We start from the raw sequence: 23853 nt of genomic DNA, 5'->3' as shown, positions 1-23853 counted from the left end.
ATACGATAGCATGCCTGTACCTTATATAATCCTGGACCCACAATATAGTGTGGATTTCACAAGTCATGAGACAGCAGTAAGTCATGTTTGGTTTCGGAAAAAACAAAGATACCCCCCCAAAAAAACCTGCCCCGGCGGAAACGCCAGCTCCTGAAGAAGGTGACCGCGAGGCGGCCGCCGGAGCCCCGGCTGGCAAAAAACCCGGCCTGTTCGCACGCCTGAAACAGGGGCTGAGCATGACCCGCTCCGGGCTCGGCGATGCAGTCGCCGACCTGGTGCTGGGCAAAAAGGAGATCGATGACGAGCTGCTCGAGGACCTCGAAACGCAGTTGCTGACTGCCGATGTCGGCATCGATGCCACCCGCCAGATTATCGACGACCTGACTGCGCGGGTGGCCCGCAAGCAACTCAATGACGGTGACGCCCTGCTCGCCGCCCTGCAGGAAGACCTCGCTGCCATGCTCGCGCCCTCCAGCCGGCCACTCGAGATCCCGCCAGCCGACAGCCCGTTCGTCATCCTCATGATCGGCGTCAACGGCGTCGGCAAGACCACCACGATCGGCAAGCTTGCCAAGCGTTTCCAGGAACAGGGGCTCTCGGTCATGCTTGCCGCCGGCGACACCTTCCGCGCCGCCGCGGTCGAACAGCTGCAGGTCTGGGGCGAACGCAACAATATACCGGTGGTCGCGCAGCATACGGGTGCCGATTCGGCCTCGGTGATCTTTGATGCCCTGCAATCGGCACAGTCAAAAAAGGTTGATGTGCTGATTGCCGATACCGCCGGTCGCCTGCACACGAAGGGTCACCTGATGGAAGAGCTGGCCAAGATCAAACGCGTGCTCGGCAAGCTTGATGCCAGTGCGCCGCATGAAGTCATGATCGTACTCGATGCGACCACCGGGCAAAACGCCCTTGCCCAGACCGAACAGTTCAACGCGGCCATTGGCCTGACCGGCATCACCCTGACCAAGCTGGACGGCACGGCGAAAGGCGGTATCATCTTTTCGATTGCCAACAAGACGAAGTTACCTATCCGCTATATTGGTGTCGGTGAAGGCATCGATGACCTGCGCCCGTTCGATGCTGAAGAATTCAGCCGCGCCTTGTTTGAATAACAAAAGAATGCGTATTTAAATGATTGAGTTTCACAACGTCAGTAAACGCTATCCCGGCTGCCAGGATGCCCTGAGCAACGTCAATTTCCATATCGACAGTGGCCAGATGGCCTTTCTTACCGGCCACTCCGGGGCCGGCAAGAGCACCCTGCTGAAACTCATCGCCCTGCTGATCCGCCCGACCACCGGCCAGGTGATCGTCAACAATGAAAACCTCGGCCGCGTCAGCAAACGCCGCATCCCCTATGTACGCCGGAATATCGGCATTATCTTCCAGGACCACAAGCTACTGTTCGACCGCACCGTGTTCGATAACGTTGCCCTGCCGCTGGTGATCCAGGGGATGCCACACCGCGACATCGGCAAGCGCGTGCGCGCCGCCCTCGACAAGGTCGGCCTGCTTGAAAAGGAAAAGTCCCTGCCGATCACCCTCTCCGGTGGCCAGCAGCAACGCGTCGGTATTGCCCGCGCCGTCGTCAACAAGCCGCCCATCATTCTCGCCGATGAGCCGACCGGTAACCTGGACCCGGATCTGTCGCGTGAGATCATGAGCTTGTTCGAACAATTCCAGCAAGTGGGCGTCAGTGTCCTCATCGCCAGTCATGACCTGGAACTGATCCGCCGCATGGGCCATGGCGTGCTGACCCTGAGCGGCGGCCGTCTCATCGCCGGTGGTGACGGAGTCACGCCATGACCCGGCTCAAGGTCTACATCGCCCGCCACCTGCAGGTATTCTTCTCCACGCTCGGCGAACTGGTGCGCGCGCCGTTTTCAAATATGATGACGATTGCCGTGATCGGCATTGCCCTGGCCCTGCCGACCGGCCTGCATGTGCTGTTGCAGAATGTGCAACAGGTCAGCGCGCAGTGGGATGGCGCGGCGCAGATCTCCTTGTTCCTGCACCAGCAGACGACCGACAAACAGGTCGAGCAACTGGCTGGCCTGATCCGCAAGCGTCAGGATGTCAGCACCGTCACCAGCATTACGCGCGAGGCGGCACTCGAGGAATTTCGCCAGAACTCCGGTTTCGGGGAGGCCCTCGATGCCCTCGAAGACAACCCCTTCCCGCCGGTGATTGTGGTCTATCCGACCAGCGAGGCCGACAACATCGAGTCGGTGCAGGCCATGCTTAAGATGCTTGGCGAGCGCCCCGAAGTTGAACATGCGCAACTCGATATGCAATGGCTGAAACGTCTTTATACCATTATGGATATCGGCCGCCGCGGCATCTGGGTGCTGGCGACGCTGTTGTCTATATCGGTCCTGCTGGTGGTCGGCAATACGATCCGCCTGGCAATCGAGAGCCGCCGCGAGGAGATCGAGATTATCAAGCTCATTGGCGGCACGAATGCCTTTATCCGCCGTCCCTTCCTGTATACGGGGTTCTGGTATGGTCTCACCGGTGGCGTCATCAGCTGGCTGCTGATTACGACCTCGCTGTGGCTGCTGGGCGGGCCGGTTAACCGGCTGGCGACACTCTACGACAGTCACTATGCGCTGGCCGGCCTCGACCTGGCCGCTTCGCTGGGCCTGCTCGGCGCCAGCATCCTGCTCGGGCTTGGCGGTTCCTGGCTGGCCGTGACCCGCCACCTGCATGCCATTGAGCCACAATAATATAGCCACTGGTCGGCTTCGGTTTGCCTAATCGGGATTCGCTTGCCACAATAATCAAGAGAACAAATCCATAAGATATCAGTAATTTACTAACATACCGTAAGCCGGCATCGGGGCTGTGGGGGGAGATGGATGTCGCAAAGACAAACAAGCATCATGGTCGTAGATGGTTCTGAAGTCTCACGCACCATAATCGGACGCATTCTCAAAAATGAAATGAGCAACGTCAGTATCACTTCCTGTGCCAATGCAGAGGAGGCGCTGGCGCGCCTCGGTAACTGGGAACGCTTTGACCTGATTACCACCTCGCTGATGCTACCCGACCTTGACGGGCTTGACCTGTGTCGCAAGATCCGCGCTTCCGAGCGACACTATTACACGCCGGTGATTGTCGTCTCCGGCGATGCCGACAGCCGCCTGCTCCGCGAAGGCTTTGCTGCCGGGGTGACCGACTATTTCGATAAATCCAGCGGCTACAAGGCCTTTGTCGAATTCATCAAATCCTTCCTGCAACGTAATTCCGGGCTGGTCGGCAAGATCCTCTACGTCGAGGACAGCCCGACCGCGGCGGCCATTACGCGCCGCATCATGGAAAAGCACGGTCTCAAGATTGTCCACGTCACGCATGCCGAACAGGCACTGGAGCTGCTGGAGGGGGTCTCTAACGGCTGGGCCGACGAGGAAGACGGCTTTGATATTATCGTCACCGACTTCTTTCTCAAGGGCAAGCTCACCGGCGGCGACCTGCTACATGCCATCCGCACCCGCTTCCACTATTCGCAGCAGGAAATGCCGGTTCTCGTAATAACGGTCAATGATAACCAGAAAAAGCAGGCCGAGGTCTTCCATGCCGGGGCCAACGACTTTGTGAGCAAGCCGATTTTTGAAGAGATATTTATTGCCCGTATCCGCTCGCTATTGCTGATCAAACAGCAATTTCTCGCCCTCAAGCAGCAAGCCGAGGAGATGGGGCGCATTGCCTCTACCGATAGCCTTACCGGGGTTCGCAGCAAGCGTTATCTGCTTGATAACGGCAAGCGCCTGCTCGCGGCCAGCGCCAGGAACAAACATCCGTTGTCGGCACTGATCATGGATATTGACCACTTCAAGAAGATCAATGACCTGCTCGGCCACCTGACCGGGGACCATGTGCTGGCCGGGATCGGTGAACTGCTCAACCAGCTGTTTCCTGACGACACCGTGGTCCGTTTCGGTGGCGAGGAATTCTCGATCATCTTTTCCAATACGCCGCCGGAACAGGCCATCGCACACGCCGAAACCCTGCGCAAGCAGCTCGAGAGCCTCTGCCCGGCCAATGTCGATGTGACGGTTAGCATCGGCGTGGCCAGCACCATCGACTATCCCGAGGCCGATATCACCAAACTTCTCGCCCACGCCGACAAGGCCCTGTACGCGGCCAAGGAACGCGGCCGAAACCGGGTCTGCATCGCCCACATCGAAGGCCCGCAAGACCTTCCCGCCCTGGCTAGTTAGTTTAACCTATTGATATTAAAATAATTTATACTTATGCTGCGGCAGCTTCCGAAATGCCCTTACGGGAACTTTTCCCGCTATTGGCACTCTCACCATGAGAGTGCTAATATAAGCGAACGTGAATATATCCCGACCTGGTCGAAGAGGTATTCCAAATGAGTAATGCTATGCAAGTAAATTTATCGATTCCAACCAGCAACCTGTCTGGCTACATTGCCACTGTGAACAATGTTCCGATGCTTACCGCAGAGGAAGAACGCGCACTGGCGGCAGACCTGCAGGAAAATGGTAACCTCGATGCCGCACGCCAGCTGATCCTGCCACACCTGCGCTTTGTCGTGCACGTGGCCCGTGGCTACTCAGGCTATGGCCTGCAGCAAGCTGATCTGATCCAGGAAGGCAATATCGGCCTGATGAAGGCTGTAAAACGCTTCGACCCGAATGTCGGCGTCCGCCTGGTTTCCTTTGCGGTCCACTGGATCCGCGCCGAGATGCACGAATTCATTCTGCGCAACTGGCGTATCGTCAAGGTTGCCACCACCAAGGCACAGCGCAAGCTGTTCTTTAACCTGCGCAAGTCCAAAACACGCCTCGGCTGGTTCTCGCATGAACAGGTCCAGACTGTCGCCAGCGAGCTTGGCGTCAAACCCGAGACCGTACTGGAGATGGAATCCCGACTCTCCGGTCGTGATGTCGGCTTTGACGGCTATCAGGATGACGATGATGAGCGGGCATTTGCCCCGGCCGCCTATCTCCAGGACACCAGCCAGGAGCCTGGCCGTATACTTGAAGCCGAAGACTGGAGTTCTCACAACGAGGCCCGCCTGACCCAGGCCCTGACGACGCTCGATGAACGTAGCCAGGACATTCTCGCCAGCCGCTGGCTAGCCGACAAAAAGGCGACCCTGCACGAACTGGCGGATAAATACGGTATCTCGGCTGAACGCATTCGCCAGCTGGAAAAAGCCGCCATGCAGAAACTGCGTTCCACGCTGATGGATTAGACCGGCGGCATGGTTATGCAAAAAGCCCCCGCACGGTTTCCGTGCGGGGGCTTTTTTTTGCCCTAGGCCAGTCGGGACAACGTTATCAACGTGAATAGCGAATAACTCGCCGCTACTGGTTAGCCACCCAGGGCATGCATGATTAACGGGATGTAATGATCAATCAGTAAAAAGGCAAACAGGGCCATCAGGTAGAAGATTGAATAACCGAAAGTCTTGATCGGCATTGTTTCGTCTTCGGCCTTGTGCGTGGCTATCGCGTAATACAGGAAACCCAGTCCCAGGGCCAACGCCCCGCCGAGGTAGAAGACCCCGCTCATGAGGGTGACAAACGGCAGTATGGTCACGATGATGAGGATAATGGTGTAGAGCAGGATCTGCAGACGCGTAAACGCCAGCCCGTGCGTGACCGGCAGCATCGGGATCTCGACCTTGGCATATTCCTTGTGCCGGTGGATCGCCAGCGCCCAGAAGTGCGGTGGTGTCCAGGCAAAGATAATCAGAAACAGCAACAGCGAGTGCTCATTGATATCACCGGTTACTGCTGACCAGCCCAGTACCGGCGGCGCGGCGCCGGCGGCCCCGCCAATCACAATATTCTGCGGGGTGGCGCGCTTCAGGTACATCGTATAGATCACCGCATAACCGATCAGGGATGCGAAGGTCAGGATCATCGTAACCGTATTCACGAGGAAGTACAGGATCAGCATGGCAATCGTGCCGATAATGACTGCAAAGGCAAGGGCATGACCATTATCCATATGCCCGGTCGGTAATGGCCGGTTTTTGGTTCTCGCCATGATCGCATCGATACGCTGATCGACAACATGATTAATCGTCGCCGCGGAGGCTGACGCCAGGGCGATGCCAATGCTGCCAAACACCAGTGGTTGCCAGGGCACCATGCCGGGGACGGCGAGGAACATCCCCACCAGGGCAGTAAACATAATCAGCGCTACTACCTTTGGTTTGCAAAGTTCCAGGTAATCACGCCAGCCGATTGCCATCTCGGCAGTTTGTGTTGTGTCAGTCATTTTTCCTGCCTTAACCTGTCTTTGAGTACTTCAACAAACGTTCCAGATCCTTGACCAGGTCATGTGGCCCCTGTTTGGGTTCATAACGCATCATCAGGTTTCCGAGCGGGTCGATTATATAGACCCGTTGTGCATTAATCGCGTCAGCCGCATTATCAAATTCAAAAGGCTGCAGGGTTGCAGGCAGGTCGCGTGCTGTGGTGACCTTCATCCCGTAATGCTCATCAAGCAACGGCTGCATCTCGGCCAGCTTGCTGCTGTCGGTCAACAGCATGATGCGCTGAATTCTTCCCTTTTCACCACCCATTCCCAGCCGGGACTGCCTTATTTCATACAGGTTCTTGCGACACTGTTCATTACAGTCTGCGCTATCTACATAAAATAAAGTCCAGATGCCCTGCAGGTCTTTGTGAGTGACAGCCTTGCCGTCAAGCGTCTCGAGCTGCAGATCCTTGAGGCTACGCACGGGTGTCACCAGCTCGCCAAAGTTGACGGACTGCCCCGGTCGCCAGCCACCGTCAAGACTATGCAGCACAATCGCTGATCCCACGGGGACGACAAACAGTAACACCAGCAGGATCACCGTCAAGCGTGGGTCCATACCCGATTTGGTTTTTTTATCTTCCACTATTCTTCCTCGTCATTCTGCGGCAGCGGCCTTTTTAACCGCCGCGTATTCAAGCCTATATATATTAACAACAATACCACAGCCATACTGAACCACTGTATGGCGTAGGCGTGGTTTTTTTGCGGCGTATCAACATAGGGCGTCCAGTCCTGCTGGTAAGCATGTTCACTGCTCGCATCCAGATGCAGGACATAATCATGCAGTCGCAATCCCGTGTCCCTTCCCACCTGCTCCAGCTCCAGGTTCTGTATGCGCTGCGGCCAGCTATTGCTGCTATCTGGATCTGGCGCGGCCAGTTGCATGAGCTGCCCGGGAGGCAGGCCCAGCACGCCCTCTAACCTGACTTTCTCGCCACTTACCTCGATATCGGGCAGTTTATTTCTGTCCCGGGCTGCCGCTATCCAGCCGCGGTTAACCATGATCCAGCTCTTCCCCATGTCGAGACTGAAAGGAGTATAAACGCTGTAGCCTGTCTGCCCCCTGTAGATACGGTTATCCAGCAGGTACTGATGTTTCGGGTCAAAATAACCGTCGAGAATGGTCTGTCGGAAAGTCATGTCTGCCGCCAGATCCCCGGCCTTTGTTATATGTTCTGCCGGTTTCTCCAGCCGCTCCTGGAGCAGGGTTTGCAGCACCTGCTTCTCTGCTGCGCGGTCCAGCTGCCAGAGGCCCAGTGAGGTCAGCAACGGCAACAGTGCTACCACTGCCAGCGTTGGTAATATCCTGGGACTGAACTCAAGGCTGCCGATGCGCATATATTCGTTTACTGATAGTCGAGATTGGGCTTTGGCTGGGCTATACTAAAAGCCGTTTATAGCCTGGAAAATACCATGATAGCGAAAATCTTTGTCATTGTGATCTTGCTTGGCATCCTGTTTATGCTGGGTAGTGCGCTGCGCTTTATGGTCACCGATCAGGGGCAGGGTACACGTGTTGTCCGCGCCCTTACCTTCAGAATTGGTACCTCGATTGTCCTTGTTGCCCTTCTGTACGGTATGGCTGCACTGGGTATTATCGAGCCTAACAGCACGCCTTTCTAATTATTTATTTCTATACGCCATAAATAAAAAAGGCGCTGCCACAGGCAGCGCCTTTTTTGTCGATGTCTGAGGCGCTTACAGCCAGTAGACAAAGATAAACAGGCCAAGCCAGACCACGTCAACAAAATGCCAGTACCAGGCCGCAGCCTCAAAGGCAAAGTGGTTGTCAGCCGTAAAATGTCCCTTCATAGCGCGGAATAGCATCACGGTCAGCATAATAGCACCGATAGTCACGTGCAGGCCGTGGAAACCGGTCAGCATAAAGAACGTCGACCCATAAATACCGGATGACAGTTTCAGGTTCAGTTCGGTGTAGGCATGGACATACTCCGTGGCCTGGAAGCCAACGAAGACGAAACCCAGCACCACCGTGGCCAGCAGCCAGAATACCAGTGCACCGCGGTTAGCCTTCTTCAGTGCCCAATGCGCCAATGTTACAGTGATACCTGAAGTCAGCAAGATAGCGGTATTCAGGGCAGGAATCCCCCATGCACCGATAGTTTCCTTATACTGGCTAAAGCTTTCCGGGTCCGGCATGGCATTCAATGGCCAGTTCGGCTGGAAGCCGTTCCAGAGAAATTCATTCGTGGCGGCATTATTGTCCGCACCACCCAGCCACGGCAGGGCCAGTGTTCTGACATAGAACAGCGCACCGAAAAAGGCCGCGAAGAACATGATTTCAGAGAAGATGAACCACATCATGCCCATACGGAAGGAACGATCGACCTGGGCATCGTAGGCACCTGACTCGCTTTCCCTGATCACCTGTCCAAACCAGCCGAACAGCATGAAAATCAGGACGGCCATGCCGATGTACATCATGGTCAGATCGCCAACTGCGCCTTCACCGTGCGGTAGCGCCGAGGCAAAACCGAACAGTGTTAGAAACAAACCGATTGAGCCGATAACTGGCCACTTGCTCGGTTCCGGTAAGTAGTATCCACCGCTTGCATTAGACATCTTGTTTTCCTCTTTATAGTCTTTCTAATATCGCAAAACTGTTACGCCAGGCCAGCTCAATTCAAGGCGCTTGTCATTATGTTAGCCGTACTCAAGGTCAGCTCTTCTTTTTGCAGTGCAGTCACTCCGGCGTGCTTGCCAGAGTCCTCCTTCACCCCGCCCTGCTGTGTATTAAAAAACGTATATGACAACGTTATGGTTCGTACATCCTTTGGTAAATCCGGGTCTACGATAAACCGCAGTGGCATTTCGCGCCCTTCTCCCGGCCCAAAGGTCTGTTGCGAAAAACAAAAGCATTCCGTTTTATTGAAATACTTTGAGGCCCTGAAAGGGGCAACGCTGGGTACTGCCTGCCCCGTTATCTTTTCAGTGCTCATATTTTTCGCGTAATACGCAACCTGGGCAACTTCTCCCGGATGTACCTTGACGATCCTCGTCAATGGCTTGAATTCCCAGGGTAGGTTGGCATTCACATTAGCATCAAACTGAATCGTAATTTCACGCGTATTATCAGGTCGCTGTGCCAATGCCTGTTCTTTCTCTATTCGGCCTGACTTCCCGCCAATGCCAGTGATGTCACACACCAGGTCATAAAGTGGAACGAGTGCATAGCTGAATCCAACCATGCCTACCGCAACCAGGGCCAGCTTGCGCATAAGCCTTTTGTTGCGATAAGCCTGATCATCATTCATCTATTTATGACCAGAAAGAAAAAGCCTATGTAAAAAGCAGCTGCTAGCCCAATCAGGACGGCAACCAGTGGCCATTTTTTTCGTTTCACGTTTTCCATCATTAGAACCTTTCGTAAAGATAATCCCGGCGGCCGTATGGCCACCGGGAATTTATACCTTACTTAATCTCCGGGGCAGTAGCGAAGGTATGATATGGAGCAGGTGAATCCACTGTCCACTCAAGGCCTTCAGCACTTTCCCAAACCTGACTGGTCGCCTTTTCGCCACCCTTGATACATTTAATGACAAGTACCAGGAACAGCAACTGTGCAAGACCGAAGCCGAACGCGCCAATACTTGACCACTGGTTGAAGTCAGCAAAGGCGACGTTGTAATCCGGGATACGGCGCGGCATGCCGGCCAGACCCAGGAAGTGCTGCGGGAAGAATGTCAGGTTAACGAAAATCATCGACATCCAGAAGTGCCAGTTAGCCAGGCTCCGGCTGTACATATGACCTGTCCACTTTGGCAGCCAGAAGTATACAGCAGCGATAATGGAGAACAGGGCACCGGTTACCAGAACGTAGTGGAAATGCGCTACAACGAAGTAGGTATCATGGTACTGGAAGTCAATCGGGGCAACACCTAGCATCAGGCCGGAGAAGCCGCCGATTGTGAACAGAATGACAAAGGCAAGTGCCCATTGCATGGGCGTTTCAAATGTCATAGAGCCCTTCCACATGGTGGCAACCCAGTTGAAAACCTTCACACCTGTTGGTACCGCAATCAGCACCGTGGCATACATGAAGAACAATTCACCCGCTACCGGCATACCGACAGTCATCATATGATGAGCCCAGACGATGAATGACAGGAAGGCAATCGAAGCTGTTGCATAGACCATTGAGCTGTAGCCAAACAGTTTCTTGCGCGCAAACGTCGGGATGATGTGCGATATAATCCCGAAGGCCGGCAAGATCATGATGTACACCTCTGGATGACCGAAGAACCAGAATACGTGCTGGAACAGAACCGGATCCCCACCGCCCGAGGCATCAAAGAATGATGTCCCGAAGTTACGGTCGGTCAACATCATGGTGACAGCACCGGCGAGCACCGGCATCACCGCAATCAGCAAGAAGGCTGTAATCAACCAGGTCCAGACAAACATGGGCATCTTCATCAGGGTCATGCCAGGGGCACGCATGTTGAGGACGGTCGCAATGATGTTAATGGAACCCATGATGGAAGAGAAGCCCAGCATGTGCACAGCAAAGATGAAAAAGTCTGTGCTCGGTGGACCATAAGTCGTTGACAGTGGTGCGTAGAATGTCCAGCCGAAGTTGGGGCCACCGCCTTCCATGAACAGGGTAGAAACCAGCATTATGCCGGCAAACGGCAGGATCCAGAAACTCCAGTTATTCATACGTGGCAGGGCCATATCCGGAGCGCCGATCATCATCGGGATGAGCCAGTTCGCCAGGCCGACGAAGGCAGGCATAATGGCACCAAATACCATAATAAGACCATGCATGGTTGTCATGGTGTTAAAAAAGTTCGGATCCACCCATTGCAAGCCCGGCTCGAACAGCTCAAGGCGAATTACCATTGCCATAGAGCCACCGATAAGTAGCATGGTGAAACTGAACCAGAGATAAAGGGTACCAATATCCTTATGGTTCGTAGTAAACAACCAACGACTTAGACCGCTGGGCGCGCCGTGGTGTTCTGCATGTGCTGTATCTGTAGACATTTTTATTTTCCTCCAGGCACGCCTTAGCGGGCAGCCTTAACGTCTTTAGGTTGGACGATACCGGCATCGTTGCCCCAGGCATTACGCTCATAGGTGATGACGGCGGCCAGATCAAGGTCATTCATCTGGGCAGCGAATGGCGGCATCGCATTCTTGCCGTTGAGAACGATACCTATGTGACCCGCGGCTGGTCCTGTCGCAATTGCGCTACCCTTAAGTGCCGGGAACGGGCCAAGACCTTCACCGTTTGCCTGGTGACAGGCTGCACAGTTGGTGTTGTAAACCTTCTCACCCCTGGCCATCAGCTCGGCCTTGCTCCAGTCCCTGGTACTGGCAGCGGCGGCAGCTTCAGCAGCAGCTGCTGCTTTTTGTGCAGATGTCCACTTGGTGTACTCATCCTCGGAAACGACATCAACCACGATTGGCATAAAGCCATGGTCCTTGCCACACAACTCGGCACACTGACCGCGGTAAGTGCCTTCTTCGTCAGCGCGTGCCCAGATCTCATTGATGTAACCGGGAATCGCATCCTTCTTCACTGCGAAGTCGGGCACCCACCAGGAGTGAATCACGTCATTGGAGGTCACCAGGAAACGTACCTTCTTGCCTACTGGTAGTACCAGGCGGTTATCAACATCGAGCAGGTAGTTGTCAATTTCTACAGGGTTTTTACCTGAATCCAGCTGACGAACCTCGTTATGCGTTGAGTTCAGATTACTGAAGAAATTTACACCCTGGGCAGGTCCGTCAATGTATTCATAGTTCCACTTCCACTGGTAGCCTGTCACCTTGACAGTCAAATCCGCATCGCTGGTGTCCTCGAGATGCAACAGTGACTTGGTAGCCGGAATGGCCAGGCCAATCAGGACAACAAACGGAATCACGGTCCAGAGAATCTCCAGTTTGTGATTTTCATGGAAGGTTGCGGCAACCGCCCCCTGGGATTTACGGTGCTTGATCATTGAATAAATCATTGCACCGAACACGCCAATACCGATAATGACGCAAATCCAGAGAACAATCATATGCAGACTATAGATATCCTTACTTACCTCGGTGACACCCTGACGCATATTCAGGACCTTGTCAGCCAGGGCATGACTCGATGTCATGAGTAAGGCCGTACCGGCGAGCCCGAAGACCCCCTTTTTCAATTTACTTACGGACATGCTCCACTCTCTCTTTGTAATAATTACTTTATAGAATCTCGTGGTTTCTTCAGCATCAGGCAATTGCCTGTTCTAGCTGACAGGCTAATTGCTTGCGCTCCTCCTCGGTAAGGCAGCCTCCTACCTCCACCGCCCGGCCGTGCGAACGAATCAGCAAGCGACTGGGATACCAGTGATGAGCTGGCTGCTCGTGTACGATCCGCACCCATGCACGCAGGAATTCATGACCCTCTTCCGGTTCCTTGCGTCCACGCATTACCGTGACACTCTCCCTGCCAACCGCTATCACTTCACAGCGGCTATTACGTTGCGCGCATATATATAGAGCGATGCACAGCACAACGACTTCCAATCCTGCAAACGGGAGAATCATCCATGCGCCGAGAAGGGCGAAACCCGTAGCGATACAACCAGACAGTGTTGCAATTCCCAACAACAGCCACACTGTCGAACGCCAGCCAAGAGAAGAATTCGGTCGAATAACAAACTGACAGGTATGCGAATCGTGGTCTTCTTCTCTCGCTACCATCAGCCGGGGCACCCCTTACTGTCGGTTTCTTCCCTCTTAATGAGCTATGGCATGCTAAACCATGCCCCTACCGTCCGCAATTAAACATTTCGTGGCGCTCATCATAATTTTTCATATTAGCAAGTACTTATATAATAATTTGCTTGCTATATTACGATTCTGGCTAGGCTTAAGATTACCATATTCACGCGTTAAGTGAAGGGTTATCACCATGACGGCATCATGGTTAATTGGTCGGGGATGATATGCGCGGCTATCGTGTTGACATCAAAGGCTTCCAGGCAGGGGATCTCTGCAAGCAGCGGACACGCCAGGCGTTTTTGAAGTGCCGTAATATTCTCTTTTGTTACCGGATCAGAACCGTCACACATGTTCGCGACCCAGCCCGCCAGCGGTAAGCCCCGTGCCTTGATATTTTCTGCTGTTAACAAGGCATGGTTCAGGCAGCCCAGCTTGATCGCCACCACCATGATCACCGGTAACTGTAGTCCCACGGCAAGGTCAGCAACTGTCTGCATCTTGTTCAACGGTACCTGCCAGCCGCCTACGCCCTCCACAAGCAGTATATCGGCACGATTTGCCAGCTGCTTCGCGGCTTGCAGAATGTTCTCCAGCTCAATGACCTGATTGGCCTGCGCGGCCGCGATGTGCGGAGCAACGGCCGGTATAAAGGCATAAGGATTTACCTCGTCATAATCAGCCGGCTCGCTCATGTGCTGCATCAGGCAAAGCGCATCGGCATTGCGCAATTGCTTATCTAGCATGTCACAGCCACTGGCAACCGGTTTCATCGCGAGTGTACGCTGACCCCGGGCATTGAGTGCATGCAACAGCCCAGCCGTGACCCAGGTTTTGCCTACATCGGTATCCGTGCCTGTAACGAAATAACCACGCATGATCAGGTTCGTTTCAGACTCTCGATACTGACTGACACCGTTTGCTCATCCACCGGTGCCCAGGCATGCCCGTAGACCACCTCGTAGCTGGCGGGTAACACGCCATCACAACGAAACTTTTCATAGGCCTGTTCAAAAGCCTGCAGACGCTGACGACCGGTAAGCCCGCGTGGCCGGTCGTGGGCCACATTATGCGCACCAATACCTTTTAGTTCGCGCATCAGGTCATGTACCTTATTGTAGGTCAGGGTCAGATTCTCAACGTCCATGACCGGCTCGGCCAGACCCGCCTGGAGCATGGCATCACCAACAATATGCATGTCAATAAAGTTATGCACATGTTCCTTCGTATCCACCGCCGCCCAGCTCTGCCGGAGTTCGGTGAGTGTGTCCGGCCCAAAGGTGGAAAACAGGATAAACCCGCCCGGACGCAGGACACGGCGAAACTCTGTAAATGCCTTCTCGAGTTCCTCGCACCACTGCATGGCGAGACTGGAGAAAATCAGATCAACACTGTTATCGGCAAACGGCAGGGCCTGCAGGTCCGCACAGACCGGGCGCAAGGGCCGGCGCCAGCTGGATCGCTTGCGCATTTTTTTCAGCATGGGTTCTGCCAGGTCCAGGCCATAAGTAAGGGCACGCGGATAACGTTTTGCCAGAGCTGCAGTGTGTTCGCCGGTACCTGCCCCCAGATCAAGGATCACCTTTGGTTCGGCAAGAATATAATCGAGGCGTTCAAGCATGCGTGTGCCGACTTCGCGCTGTAAAAAGGCAAAGGCATCGTACTGGTCTGCGGCCGCGGCAAAGGAACGGCGGATGGCGGCTCGATCAAGCATGTTCAGATACCGTTGCCGTGTCAGTCATAAATCGGTGAATCACTTTGTATGTCTCATCCCGGTGCGACAAAAACGGGGCGTGCCCGGCCCTGTCGATAAGCGCCAACCCGGCATTGGGAAACAGGGCCGCCATTGCCGACAGGGCCTGTTTCGGCACGAGCGTGTCACGCGTGCCCGTCAGCAATAATGTGGAGGCATGGTTTTTCCGCGCCTGCTCGCGGAGATCAACTTGCCGTAACAACTGGAGCCCGGCCTGCAAGGCCCCGCTGTCCGGAGACGGTTCCAGCAGCATACGCCTGAGTAACCGCGCATCGTCACCGGCCTGTTTGCTGCCGCGGGTCTGCAGGGCAATAAAACGCAACAGTGTGGCCTGCGGATCATTCAACAGGTCCTCATTAAACTTTTCAAAAACGCCTGCTTCCACAGCGCAAGCCCAGTCCTCGCGACGGATAAAGCTCGGGGTCGAACCGAGCAGGATCATTCTCTCTACCCGGCCCGGTTCGAGCAGGGCGACCTGCTGGGCCACCAGTCCGCCCAGCGACCAGCCCAGCCAGCTTGCCCGCGGCGGCGCTATTGCCAGTACCGCCTCCGCCAGGACGGGCAGGGATACCATCGCACTTGCCGTGTAGGGACTATGGCCGTGGCCGGGGAGATCGATACAGGTAACCCGGAAGCTTGCGCTCAACAACTCGCGCAGACCTGTCCAGACACCGCTGTGCGCGCCCCAGCCGTGCAGCAGTATCAACTCGGGGCCCTCACCGCTTGTTTCGCTATACAGTTTCACACCAGCACCTCCAGTGTGGTCAACAGGCGTTCAACATCTTTGCGTGTATGCGCAGCCGTTAACGTGATGCGCAAACGTGAACTGCCATCCGGGACGGTTGGTGGTCGTATTGCCGAGACCAGGATGCCCTGCTTCAGCAGGTTCTCGCTCATGGCCACGGCGCGCACGGCCTCGCCAACCAGCAGCGGCTGGATCGCGGTCGCCGACGGCATAAGCGGCAGACCGAGTTGTGCCGCCCCCTGGCAGAAATACTTGATAAGTTCGTGCAGGTGCTCGCGCCGACCGCTGTCCGTTTGAATGATCTTCAGGCTTGCGTGGGTGGCCTCAGCAACGGCAACCGGCAGGGCGGTGGTGTAAATATAGGGACGCGCCTTCTGAATCAGGGTTTCAATCAGGGACTCGCTGCCGGCGACAAATGCACCGAAGGTGCCAAAGGCCTTGCCGAGTGTACCGACCATTACTGCCGCATCGTTGTTATGCATTGCAAAGTGTTCGAGCACCCCCGCACCATGCCTGCCCAGTACGCCCAGCCCATGCGCGTCATCGACCATCAACCAGGCATTATGGCGGCGACAGGCGGCGGAAAGCGCCGGCAAGGGTGCGATATCGCCATCCATGCTGAAGACGCCATCGGTAATTACCAGCTTGTCTTTTGCAGAGCTCGTAGCCAGACGCTGCTCAAGGGCTGAATCATCGGCATGTTTATAGCGTATATGTCTGGCCTCACTGAGTCGGGCGGCATCGATTAACGAGGCGTGATTGAGCTTGTCACCAAAGACTTCATCATGGCGGTCGGTCAGCGCAGTCACCGCCGCCAGGTTGGCCATGTAACCGGTGGAGAATAACAGTGTCCGCTCACGACCGGTAAAATCGGCCAGTTCTTCCTCAAGGGCATGATGGGCGCGGTGATGACCGGTAACGAGATGCGCGGCGCCACTGCCGACGCCATGTTCATTGGCTGCGCTGATAAAGGCTGCTTTCACATCCGGATGCGAGGCCAGACCCAGATAATCATTACTGCAAAATACCAGGCAGTCTTTACCGTCGATACGCATGCGCACGTCGCTGCCGCTCTCGGCAATGCGCCGCGAACGATACAAATCGCTTTCGCGTTGCTGTAGCAGCCGGCTTTCAAGATCAAACATTTATGCTGGCGGCTTAGTCTGCGCAGGGTGCAGGATCGCCTGCCGTGATCCCCAGGCGGGCAAACAGGTCACGATCGTGATCTGCCTCGGGATTGTCTGTCGTCAATAATTTTTCGCCATAGAAAACCGAATTGGCACCGGCAAAGAAGCACATTGCCTGCAATTCATCACTCATGTTTTCACGTCCGGCGGACAGACGTACCTGTGATTGCGGCATGATGATTCTTGCCACCGCAATCATGCGCACAAATTCAAAGGGATCGAGTTCTTCGACACCGTTCAATGGCGTACCCTCAACCTGCACCAGCAAATTGATTGGCACACTCTCGGGGTGCTCCGGCTGGTTGGCGAGCTCCATTAACAGGCCGGCACGGTCAGCACGTCCCTCTCCCATACCGATGATGCCGCCACTGCAGACACTCATGCCGGTCGCGCGGACATGCCGCAGGGTTTCCAGGCGGTCCTCATAGGTTCGCGTGCTGATGATCTCGTCGTAATATTCACGCGAGGTATCAAGATTGTGATTGTAATAATCGAGCCCCGCCTCGCGCAGACTCTGCGCCTGGTTCCCGGTCAGCATGCCGAGGGTCATGCATGTCTCCAGCCCCATGGCCTTGACGCCAGCGATGATCTCGCTCATTGCCGGCACATCGCGGTCATGCAATTTGCGCCAGGCGGCCCCCATACAAAAGCGTGTTGCACCACTACGTTGCGCCTCTTCGGCGGCGGCCAGCACGGTTTGCGTATCCAGCAGGCGCTCCTTTTCCAGGCCCGTGTTGTAGTGCGCGCTCTGCGGACAATAGGCACAGTCTTCCGGACAGGCACCGGTCTTGATACTCAGCAGGGTACTGATCTGCACGGTATTCGGGGCAAAGTTTTCACGGTGCACAGTGTGGGCACGAAACAGCAGGTCATTAAATGGCAGGGCAAACAGTGCCTCGATTTCACCCTGGCGCCAATCATGGCGAAGTACCACCGCAGCCGGGCTTTGGCTGGTAAGACTTTCTGGTGTAGCAGACATGCGAACTCTCCGTTCAGGCAGGTTACCCACCGGCAACCAATCAGGTATAGAATGCCTGCATGGTAGCCTGCACAGGCCGCCTGTCAACGGGAAAGGATGCCCATGGTGAACAATTGGTTAAATAATATACTATCCTGGTCACTGACTTCCAGTTGCCAGCTTTGCGGGTCGCTCCAGGTTTCGGGCCAAACCGATCTCTGTTCCGCCTGTTACGAGGCCCTGCCCTGGCTGTCATCCACCTGTCCGCGGTGTGCCAACCCGCTGCCCGCCACCGGCGGCCTGCTTTGTGGCCAGTGTCAGCAAGCCCCTCCTGTGTTTGCAAACAGTCTCGCGTTGTTTCGCTATGAACCGCCACTCGACCGCCTGATCCAGGATCTGAAATTCCATGGACAACTCCGTTACGCCCGCCTGCTCGGGACGCTCATGGCCGAACATATCGGCCAGTTGTCACAGCCACCCGATTGTATTATCCCGGTTCCCCTGCACCGCAGGCGGTTGCGTGAACGCGGTTTCAACCAGGCCCTGGAACTGGCGCGCCCCATCGCCCGGCAACTCGATATCGACATTGATACCCGGCATTGCCAACGGGTTCGCTACACGCATGGGCAGGCTGACCTGCCGCTGGCCAGAAGGCAGGCCAATGTCCGGCGTGCCTTCCGCGTGGACAGGCAACCCGGCTGGCGACATGTGGCCATCATTGATGACGTGATGACCAGTGGGCAAACCGCCAATGCCCTGGCGAGGGCACTCCAGCAGGCTGGTGTCGAGACGATCTCGGTGTGGAGTTGTTGCCGGGCAACCCTCGAATGGTGAAACAAGAAAACGTTGGTATTCATGTCAGGATTTCGCATAATGTGACGCACTTTGCGTAACCCCGCTGTGGCTTTGTCTAAGCTGGGCTTATGCCGCTATATAACAGGCTAAAAATGGACGATGGCAACTATAACAGTCGCGGCCTGCAACGCCAGCTTCGGCTACTGGTAGACGAGGCGCGACGCAATGAGGACAAGCTTCAGCGACTGCAAGCGCTGGAGTTATTACTGCTGGGTGCCGAGTCGTTATCGGAGCTTGTGCAGATGTTGCTGTATCGCTATCGCGAAGACTTTGGCCTCGATGCGGTAAGCCTTGTACTGCTCGATCCAAACTACGAAATCCGCCGCTTTCTTGAAGACGAACCTTTCGAACTTGCCAGACACCCGGACCTGATCTTCAAGTCCGACGGTGATGCCGCATCAGCAGACTCTACCAGCCTGTTTCCGCGGCTTGGCGCCTTCGATGCCAGGCAGCACGCACACTTGTTTAATATCGTGCAGACAGAACTGTGCAGTGTTGCCCTGTTGCCCCTGGTGCGGCAAGGCCGGCTTATTGGCTGCCTGAATCTGGGCAGCAGGGACAGTCGTCGTTTTGTTAACGGCAGTGGCACCGACCTGCTGGAAAGGCTTACCGCAATTATCTCTATCTGCCTGGAAAACACCCTGAATGTCGAACGCCTGAAGCATACCGGCCTGACCGATGCCCTCACTGCCATTAATAACCGTCGTTTTTTTGACCAGCGAATCTGTGAGGAAATTGAGCGTGCACGGCGACATCGCCAGGCGCTGGCATGCCTGTTCATCGACATCGACTATTTTAAAAAGATTAATGATAGTCACGGCCATCAGAGCGGTGACAAAGTGCTGCGAAATACGGCCGCCTTACTGAATGAGCAGATGCGTCGCTCCGATATTCTGGCACGTTACGGCGGTGAGGAGTTTGCCATCCTGTTGTGCAATACCGACATGGAGGCCGCTGAAGAGATTGCCGAACGCCTGCGCCTGACGATTTATGCCACGCCGCTAACCGGGGTCAATCATGAAGAGATTCCGATCACCGTCTCGATTGGTGTCGCGTCCCTTATCCCTCAGCAAGACCCAGCCATGGACATCGAGCAGCAGGCGGATCAACTGGTGGCCAGGGCCGATAAGGCGCTCTATGAAGCAAAAAAAGCCGGCCGCAACCGCGTACGCCTAGTCGGTGATGGCGGCCTGACCGCCGAGTAAACGAATGCGTTGCTGCACAAATTTTTTCAATTCGGATTGCAGCCCCTTGCCCCTGAGTGCCTGCTGGTAGGCGAGAAGCGCTTCAGCAGATTTATCCAGTGCCTGCAGGGAGATCCCCAGCCCCATCCACCAGACTGCGCGACCGGGAAAGACCTCTACCAGTCCCCGGTAAACCATGGCGGCATCAGCGGGTCGTGCAACCCGCTGGTAAAGTGCTGCCAGCAAGGCATAGTAGTCACTGTGGTTGCGGGCAAGAGGCTTTTGTCCCTCAAGCACGGCAATCGCATCGGTATCACGCCCCTGTTCCATGCGTACGCGGGCAAGTAGCAAGCGAAACGGAATATGTCCGGGTTGTTGCTCCACGCCTGTCGCCAGCACGGCGGCGGCCTCGGCATATTGCTGATTATGAAATAACAGGCTTGCCAGTAATTCCCGGGCGCTGCTATGTCCGGCATCATGCACGAGAACCTCGTGCAAGAGCTTTACCGCCTCAGCCGCCTGCCCGGCCTTTACCTTGTCTGACGCCGTGGCAAACAGGCCGGCAGCCTGCTCTGCCGGCGTCGCCTCGCGGCGGGTCCTGGACAGCTTAACAGTGGGCTGTGGCGCTACCTTTACAGGAACTGCGGTCTCGCGTGTTTTTCTGTCAGGGGTTTTCACCTTAAAGGCAAAGCGTTGCGAACTGGCTCCACCACTGCGCTCGATACGCACGGCCCAGTCATCGGCCTGGGTACCCGGATTAAAGTACAGAAGCAGTTCATGCTCATTAACGGATGCAAGCTGGCGGTCATCCAGCACCTTGAACCCCCGCCCGCCTGACCATTCGAGCAATACATCAAAGGGGGGCACAAAACCTTCGCCATAAATACGCATCGCCGTGCGCTTGCCGTTTGCCACAAAATCGACTGGCGTAATCCGTTCAATGCGGGCGACTGCCTCGGCCTCCGGCAGCAGATCGGCAGTAACGATTTCCTGCATATGTTTATTCGCCGTAGCGACTTCGGCGGCAGGGGTTTCCGGCACGGCCCCGGCGACGGTTGATTCGCTTTTGACGGCCGCTGACTCTGCCTGTGAAACCACTTCGACTGGCACCGCTGCCGGTGCTGTAGCTGTAGTCAACACTGACTTATCTGGCGAGGCCTGTGCGGCCACGCTGGCTACCCGCAGGGGAACCGGGCTAAAACGCTCCCATAATAACCATGCAAGGAGTACCAGCACGACAAGCAGCAGCGCCATGACGAGTTTCAGACTGCGAGCCCCGGCTGCATGCGAACTGCCTGCCGCCAGATCACCCAGCATTCCCCGCTCACCATCAAAGTCCCGCGCCCTTCGCTGCTCAAGGTCTTTGAGCATCTGGTTTATCACGCTCATTGCGCCACCCTCAAATATAAAAAACCGGCCATGCCGATAACAAGTACAGCAAGCCCGACAAAGGCATAGATAATACGATTTCGCCGACCCGCGTGCTGTTCGTCCACGTCCTCGGTGTCTGCAATGGCTGCTGAAACGTGTTGCTGCCGGACTGCCTTCGCCCCCTGTCCATAGGCGGCCATTAATGTTTTGTGGGCGAGAATATTGATCAACCTGGGCACACCCCTGCTGGCACGATACAGGCTGTCGATGGCCTTGTCGGAGAACATCGACTGACCACTGTAGCCGGCAACAACCAGCCGATGCGCCAGGTAGGTCCGCACCGCTTCACGATCCATAAAGGGCAAATTATAGCTAAAGGCAATGCGTTGCCGCAGTTGTCGAATTGACGGTTTCGCGAGGATAAGGTCGAGTTCGGGCTGACCGAACAACACGATTTGCAACAGTTTGTACTTCTCGGTTTCGAGGTTGGTTAGCAGGCGCAGGGCCTCCATTGATTGCGCGGGCATGGCCTGCGCCTCATCAATCAGCAACACCACATGTTTGCCCTCGGCATTCAGGGCAATGAGTTTATCTGTGATCAACTTCAGAACGCGGTGTTGCCCCAGGTTGCGCGGGCACTCTATCCCCAGTTCTTCAGCCAGTGCCAGGCTTAGCGCGGTAGGGGTCAGCAACGGGTTGGGGATATAAGCAGTGACAAATTCCTTGTCAGCACCGAGCAGGTTCAACAGGCGACGGCACAAGAGAGTCTTGCCGGTACCGACTTCGCCGGTGATCTTGATAAAGCCTTCACCGCTACGCAACGCCACCAGCAAGACATTCATCGCCTGCTGGTGGCCAGAGTAATTGAAAAAGAAACTGGTATCCGGGGTTATTGAGAAAGGTAATTCACGCAGTGAAAAATGCTCAAGGTACATACCTTACCCCGTCACAACTGCCATGGGCAGGTTTCACTCTGCCTCGGAACCAAATACTTCCGACTTGCCACCATAGTGAAAGCCCTGATCCAGATTGCGGAAACGTTGCGAGGATTGCTGCAGACTCTCCTTCCATGCCACATCAGAATCCACCACAATCGGGCGTAACAGAATCACCAGCTCGCTCTTGCGTGAACTTTGCCGCGTGTGCCGGAACAATGAACCAACGATGGGGATGTCACCGAGCAGCGGTGTCGAGCCAACATCCTCGCGGGTGGCGTTCTGCATCAGGCCGCCAATCACGATGATCTGGTTACTGCGCGCCCGCACAATACTGTCCGATTCGCGCACGCTACTCTGCGCCAGGGGCAGGGACTGTTGCTGGCCCGCCACCGTGATCACCTTGGTTTGCTGTTCTACTTCACTGACGGTGGGATGGATATGCAGGATAACGTTGTTGTCTTCATCGATCTGCGGAATCACATCCAGCGCAATACCCGAGAAGAACGGCGTCAACGTCACCGAGGGTGTACTGGTAGTGGTGGTGCCGGTAACCGTGGTGCTGGAGACATCGGTGACAAAAAACTCATCCGTACCCACCTTGATCACGGCCTTCTGGTTATTCACCGTCGAGACGCGGGGACTGGAAAGCACCTGGACATTACCCTGGGTCTCGAGCAATTCAATGAAGGCAGTGAAGTCATTCAGGTTCAGGGCCAGCGAGAAGACCCCGCCAAATGCCGAAGTCAGGGTATTCTCGACTTGATTCAGGTTTTGCGGGTTAAGGACCCCGGTCTGCCCCTGGATTTCACTCGTGTCATTGCTGAACAGGCTGCCGCCGCCGGTCTGGCCGCCGATAATCGTCTTGCCACGGCCGGGCTCGCCAAGCGCCGCCCAGTTGATGCCGGAGCGGAAACCATCGTTGAGTTCAACCTCGACGATCTTCGCTTCAAGGATAACCTGGCGTTCTACCGCGCTCTGGGTGGTCTTCAAAAAACTGGCCACATCACGCAACTCGGCAGGCATGCCGCGCACCACGACCACCCCCGATTGCGGGTTGATAACGACACTGCGCCCGCCGCCGTTACCGACAATGGTGGCCAGCGAGGTCTTTAATTCGCTCCAGAAATCGGCATCGGAATTGGTCTCGACCTGGCTACCGGATAATTCCGATAACTCCGATGAATCCGTGACCACGCTATCCGCATTGCTGGTAATGCCTGACCCCGAGGTGGAACTTTCTGCACTCGGCTGCGAAACCTGTCCCGAGCTAACGCGGGTCTGCGACTTGCCGCGTCGCGTCACATTCAGGTAACTGACCTGGAAAATCCTTGATCGCAGGCGCCGCGGTAACACCTGGTAGACATTACCCTTGTCGCGATATTCATATCCATGCACATCACGCAACACCGCCATCACTTCCGGAATGGTGACATCCTTCAAGGTCAGCGATATCTTGCCGGTAACCTCCGGATGCACCACCATGTTGTAGGCAGTGCCCTCGACCAGACCCATAAAGAAAGCCTGTGCCTCGGCCTCTTTTACCGCGATGTCAAAACGTGACTCCGGCGCCGCGATCTTACCGGGGACGTTAATGTTTATTGTCGGCACCAGCGCATCAGTGACCGCCTGTGGTGTCTGTTGACTGCGCTGCTCGGCACTGGCGATACCTTCCCGCAGGGTCTCATGAATACTGTCAATGGCCGTAGCTTGTTGGGGCTCCTTGCTCGCACAGCCTGACAAGATAACCGTTAATGAGCTCACCACGCCAATCAACATGCACCAGGATGGCCCTCGCTTCGCTGCTGTCTCTGTAAGTTGTGGTGTCTGCATAAT

General features: G+C 55.5%; 24 protein-coding genes and 1 pseudogene. 9 read left to right on the top strand and 16 right to left on the bottom strand.

What is annotated here, in order from left to right:
- Positions 1 to 83 precede the first annotated feature (83 nt).
- The 5 genes from ftsY to rpoH all read left to right on the top strand — a co-directional run bounded on the left by ftsY (position 84) and on the right by rpoH (position 5227).
- The gene (ftsY, locus tag RQ738_RS03260) at positions 84 to 1115 is read left to right on the top strand and encodes a signal recognition particle-docking protein FtsY (RefSeq protein WP_314161976.1); all 1032 of its coding nucleotides are present in this window, start codon (positions 84 to 86) and stop codon (positions 1113 to 1115) included.
- A 19-nt stretch (positions 1116 to 1134) separates the two neighbouring features.
- On the top strand, positions 1135 to 1809 hold the full coding sequence (gene ftsE / locus RQ738_RS03255; RefSeq protein WP_314161974.1) for a cell division ATP-binding protein FtsE: 675 nt from the start codon (positions 1135 to 1137) through the stop codon (positions 1807 to 1809).
- Complete coding sequence (gene ftsX, locus RQ738_RS03250; RefSeq protein WP_314161971.1) at positions 1806 to 2729, top strand: permease-like cell division protein FtsX; 924 nt, start codon at positions 1806 to 1808, stop codon at positions 2727 to 2729. The genes ftsE and ftsX overlap by 4 nt, the downstream gene beginning before the upstream one ends.
- A gap of 132 nt (positions 2730 to 2861) precedes the next feature.
- The gene (locus tag RQ738_RS03245) at positions 2862 to 4223 is read left to right on the top strand and encodes a diguanylate cyclase (protein WP_314161970.1); all 1362 of its coding nucleotides are present in this window, start codon (positions 2862 to 2864) and stop codon (positions 4221 to 4223) included.
- A gap of 167 nt (positions 4224 to 4390) precedes the next feature.
- Positions 4391 to 5227 (top strand): RNA polymerase sigma factor RpoH, encoded by an 837-nt coding sequence (gene rpoH, locus RQ738_RS03240; RefSeq protein ID WP_409929519.1) that lies wholly within the window; start codon positions 4391 to 4393, stop codon positions 5225 to 5227.
- Positions 5228 to 5346: 119 nt separating this feature from the next.
- Here rpoH and cyoE read toward each other — a convergent pair whose 3' ends face one another.
- From cyoE to RQ738_RS03225, 3 genes are read right to left on the bottom strand one after another with little or no spacing between them, the layout of a single operon-like run.
- On the bottom strand, positions 5347 to 6261 hold the full coding sequence (cyoE, locus tag RQ738_RS03235) for a heme o synthase (protein ID WP_314161964.1): 915 nt from the start codon (positions 6259 to 6261) through the stop codon (positions 5347 to 5349).
- A gap of 10 nt (positions 6262 to 6271) precedes the next feature.
- Positions 6272 to 6889 (bottom strand): hypothetical protein, encoded by a 618-nt coding sequence (locus tag RQ738_RS03230; RefSeq protein ID WP_314161962.1) that lies wholly within the window; start codon positions 6887 to 6889, stop codon positions 6272 to 6274.
- Positions 6889 to 7644: an SURF1 family protein gene (locus RQ738_RS03225; protein WP_314161961.1), complete on the bottom strand. Its 756-nt coding sequence runs from the start codon at positions 7642 to 7644 to the stop codon at positions 6889 to 6891. Before RQ738_RS03225 ends, RQ738_RS03230 begins: the two co-directional genes overlap by 1 nt.
- A 75-nt stretch (positions 7645 to 7719) precedes the next feature.
- On the opposite strand from RQ738_RS03225, the gene RQ738_RS03220 reads away from it, so the two are divergent.
- Positions 7720 to 7929, top strand: a complete 210-nt coding sequence (locus RQ738_RS03220) for a DUF2909 domain-containing protein (RefSeq protein ID WP_314161960.1) — start codon at positions 7720 to 7722, stop codon at positions 7927 to 7929.
- Positions 7930 to 8004: 75 nt separating this feature from the next.
- On the opposite strand, the gene RQ738_RS03215 is transcribed toward RQ738_RS03220, so the two are convergent.
- The 10 genes from RQ738_RS03215 to bioB form a co-directional block, all read right to left on the bottom strand.
- Positions 8005 to 8889 carry a cytochrome c oxidase subunit 3 gene (locus RQ738_RS03215; RefSeq protein WP_314161958.1) on the bottom strand — a complete coding sequence of 295 codons (885 nt, stop codon included), beginning with the start codon at positions 8887 to 8889 and terminating at the stop codon, positions 8005 to 8007.
- A gap of 56 nt (positions 8890 to 8945) precedes the next feature.
- A complete protein-coding gene (locus RQ738_RS03210; RefSeq protein WP_314161957.1) occupies positions 8946 to 9581 on the bottom strand; it encodes a cytochrome c oxidase assembly protein in 636 nt (211 codons plus the stop codon).
- A gap of 157 nt (positions 9582 to 9738) precedes the next feature.
- Positions 9739 to 11313, bottom strand: a complete 1575-nt coding sequence (gene ctaD, locus RQ738_RS03205; RefSeq protein WP_314161955.1) for a cytochrome c oxidase subunit I — start codon at positions 11311 to 11313, stop codon at positions 9739 to 9741.
- Positions 11314 to 11336: 23 nt separating this feature from the next.
- On the bottom strand, positions 11337 to 12482 hold the full coding sequence (gene coxB, locus RQ738_RS03200; protein WP_314161954.1) for a cytochrome c oxidase subunit II: 1146 nt from the start codon (positions 12480 to 12482) through the stop codon (positions 11337 to 11339).
- A gap of 55 nt (positions 12483 to 12537) precedes the next feature.
- Positions 12538 to 13011 (bottom strand): DUF2244 domain-containing protein, encoded by a 474-nt coding sequence (locus RQ738_RS03195; RefSeq protein WP_314161952.1) that lies wholly within the window; start codon positions 13009 to 13011, stop codon positions 12538 to 12540.
- 206 nt (positions 13012 to 13217) lie between these two features.
- Positions 13218 to 13907, bottom strand: coding sequence for a dethiobiotin synthase (gene bioD, locus RQ738_RS03190; protein ID WP_314161951.1), 690 nt, complete (start codon positions 13905 to 13907; stop codon positions 13218 to 13220).
- Positions 13908 to 13909: 2 nt separating this feature from the next.
- A complete protein-coding gene (bioC, locus tag RQ738_RS03185) occupies positions 13910 to 14743 on the bottom strand; it encodes a malonyl-ACP O-methyltransferase BioC (RefSeq protein WP_314161950.1) in 834 nt (277 codons plus the stop codon).
- Positions 14736 to 15527 carry a pimeloyl-ACP methyl ester esterase BioH gene (gene bioH, locus RQ738_RS03180; protein WP_314161948.1) on the bottom strand — a complete coding sequence of 264 codons (792 nt, stop codon included), beginning with the start codon at positions 15525 to 15527 and terminating at the stop codon, positions 14736 to 14738. Before bioH ends, bioC begins: the two co-directional genes overlap by 8 nt.
- Positions 15524 to 16672 carry an 8-amino-7-oxononanoate synthase gene (bioF, locus tag RQ738_RS03175; protein WP_314161947.1) on the bottom strand — a complete coding sequence of 383 codons (1149 nt, stop codon included), beginning with the start codon at positions 16670 to 16672 and terminating at the stop codon, positions 15524 to 15526. Before bioF ends, bioH begins: the two co-directional genes overlap by 4 nt.
- 13 nt (positions 16673 to 16685) lie before the next feature.
- Positions 16686 to 17693, bottom strand: coding sequence for a biotin synthase BioB (gene bioB, locus RQ738_RS03170; RefSeq protein ID WP_409929518.1), 1008 nt, complete (start codon positions 17691 to 17693; stop codon positions 16686 to 16688).
- 96 nt (positions 17694 to 17789) lie between these two features.
- On the opposite strand from bioB, the pseudogene RQ738_RS13715 reads away from it, so the two are divergent.
- From RQ738_RS13715 to RQ738_RS03160, 3 genes and pseudogenes are all read left to right on the top strand, one after another.
- Positions 17790 to 17981 (top strand): annotated as a pseudogene (locus RQ738_RS13715) (double zinc ribbon domain-containing protein); the annotation flags it as partial.
- A gap of 24 nt (positions 17982 to 18005) precedes the next feature.
- Positions 18006 to 18506, top strand: coding sequence for a ComF family protein (locus tag RQ738_RS03165; protein WP_314161946.1), 501 nt, complete (start codon positions 18006 to 18008; stop codon positions 18504 to 18506).
- A 113-nt stretch (positions 18507 to 18619) separates the two neighbouring features.
- On the top strand, positions 18620 to 19732 hold the full coding sequence (locus RQ738_RS03160) for a sensor domain-containing diguanylate cyclase (RefSeq protein ID WP_314161945.1): 1113 nt from the start codon (positions 18620 to 18622) through the stop codon (positions 19730 to 19732).
- Here RQ738_RS03160 and RQ738_RS03155 read toward each other — a convergent pair.
- The 3 genes from RQ738_RS03155 to mshL are packed head-to-tail and all read right to left on the bottom strand — an operon-like array spanning position 19700 to position 23850.
- Entirely contained in the window at positions 19700 to 21100 is a 1401-nt protein-coding gene (locus RQ738_RS03155) for a tetratricopeptide repeat protein (protein WP_314161943.1), read from the bottom strand. The genes RQ738_RS03160 and RQ738_RS03155 overlap by 33 nt on opposite strands.
- On the bottom strand, positions 21097 to 22017 hold the full coding sequence (locus RQ738_RS03150) for an ExeA family protein (RefSeq protein ID WP_314161942.1): 921 nt from the start codon (positions 22015 to 22017) through the stop codon (positions 21097 to 21099). Before RQ738_RS03150 ends, RQ738_RS03155 begins: the two co-directional genes overlap by 4 nt.
- Positions 22018 to 22050: 33 nt before the next feature.
- Positions 22051 to 23850: a pilus (MSHA type) biogenesis protein MshL gene (gene mshL, locus RQ738_RS03145; RefSeq protein WP_314161941.1), complete on the bottom strand. Its 1800-nt coding sequence runs from the start codon at positions 23848 to 23850 to the stop codon at positions 22051 to 22053.
- Between the last annotated feature and the right edge of the window lie 3 nt (positions 23851 to 23853).

Source organism: Sulfuriflexus sp. (assembly GCF_032250955.1).
GTDB lineage: Bacteria > Pseudomonadota > Gammaproteobacteria > AKS1 > AKS1 > Sulfuriflexus.
This window is presented reverse-complemented; position numbering and strand designations above follow the sequence as displayed.

Coding starts and splice junctions, on each gene's coding strand:
- ftsY (WP_314161976.1), top strand. CDS start 84: ATGTTTGGTTTCGGAAAAAACAAAGATACCCCCCCAAAAAAACCTGCC.
- ftsE (WP_314161974.1), top strand. CDS start 1,135: ATGATTGAGTTTCACAACGTCAGTAAACGCTATCCCGGCTGCCAGGAT.
- ftsX (WP_314161971.1), top strand. CDS start 1,806: ATGACCCGGCTCAAGGTCTACATCGCCCGCCACCTGCAGGTATTCTTC.
- RQ738_RS03245 (WP_314161970.1), top strand. CDS start 2,862: ATGTCGCAAAGACAAACAAGCATCATGGTCGTAGATGGTTCTGAAGTC.
- rpoH (WP_409929519.1), top strand. CDS start 4,391: ATGCAAGTAAATTTATCGATTCCAACCAGCAACCTGTCTGGCTACATT.
- cyoE (WP_314161964.1), bottom strand. CDS start 6,261: ATGACTGACACAACACAAACTGCCGAGATGGCAATCGGCTGGCGTGAT.
- RQ738_RS03225 (WP_314161961.1), bottom strand. CDS start 7,644: ATGCGCATCGGCAGCCTTGAGTTCAGTCCCAGGATATTACCAACGCTG.
- RQ738_RS03220 (WP_314161960.1), top strand. CDS start 7,720: ATGATAGCGAAAATCTTTGTCATTGTGATCTTGCTTGGCATCCTGTTT.
- RQ738_RS03215 (WP_314161958.1), bottom strand. CDS start 8,889: ATGTCTAATGCAAGCGGTGGATACTACTTACCGGAACCGAGCAAGTGG.
- RQ738_RS03210 (WP_314161957.1), bottom strand. CDS start 9,581: ATGAATGATGATCAGGCTTATCGCAACAAAAGGCTTATGCGCAAGCTG.
- ctaD (WP_314161955.1), bottom strand. CDS start 11,313: ATGTCTACAGATACAGCACATGCAGAACACCACGGCGCGCCCAGCGGT.
- coxB (WP_314161954.1), bottom strand. CDS start 12,482: ATGTCCGTAAGTAAATTGAAAAAGGGGGTCTTCGGGCTCGCCGGTACG.
- RQ738_RS03195 (WP_314161952.1), bottom strand. CDS start 13,011: ATGGTAGCGAGAGAAGAAGACCACGATTCGCATACCTGTCAGTTTGTT.
- bioD (WP_314161951.1), bottom strand. CDS start 13,907: ATGCGTGGTTATTTCGTTACAGGCACGGATACCGATGTAGGCAAAACC.
- bioC (WP_314161950.1), bottom strand. CDS start 14,743: ATGCTTGATCGAGCCGCCATCCGCCGTTCCTTTGCCGCGGCCGCAGAC.
- bioF (WP_314161947.1), bottom strand. CDS start 16,672: ATGTTTGATCTTGAAAGCCGGCTGCTACAGCAACGCGAAAGCGATTTG.
- bioB (WP_409929518.1), bottom strand. CDS start 17,693: ATGTCTGCTACACCAGAAAGTCTTACCAGCCAAAGCCCGGCTGCGGTG.
- RQ738_RS03160 (WP_314161945.1), top strand. CDS start 18,620: ATGGACGATGGCAACTATAACAGTCGCGGCCTGCAACGCCAGCTTCGG.
- RQ738_RS03155 (WP_314161943.1), bottom strand. CDS start 21,100: ATGAGCGTGATAAACCAGATGCTCAAAGACCTTGAGCAGCGAAGGGCG.
- RQ738_RS03150 (WP_314161942.1), bottom strand. CDS start 22,017: ATGTACCTTGAGCATTTTTCACTGCGTGAATTACCTTTCTCAATAACC.
- mshL (WP_314161941.1), bottom strand. CDS start 23,850: ATGCAGACACCACAACTTACAGAGACAGCAGCGAAGCGAGGGCCATCC.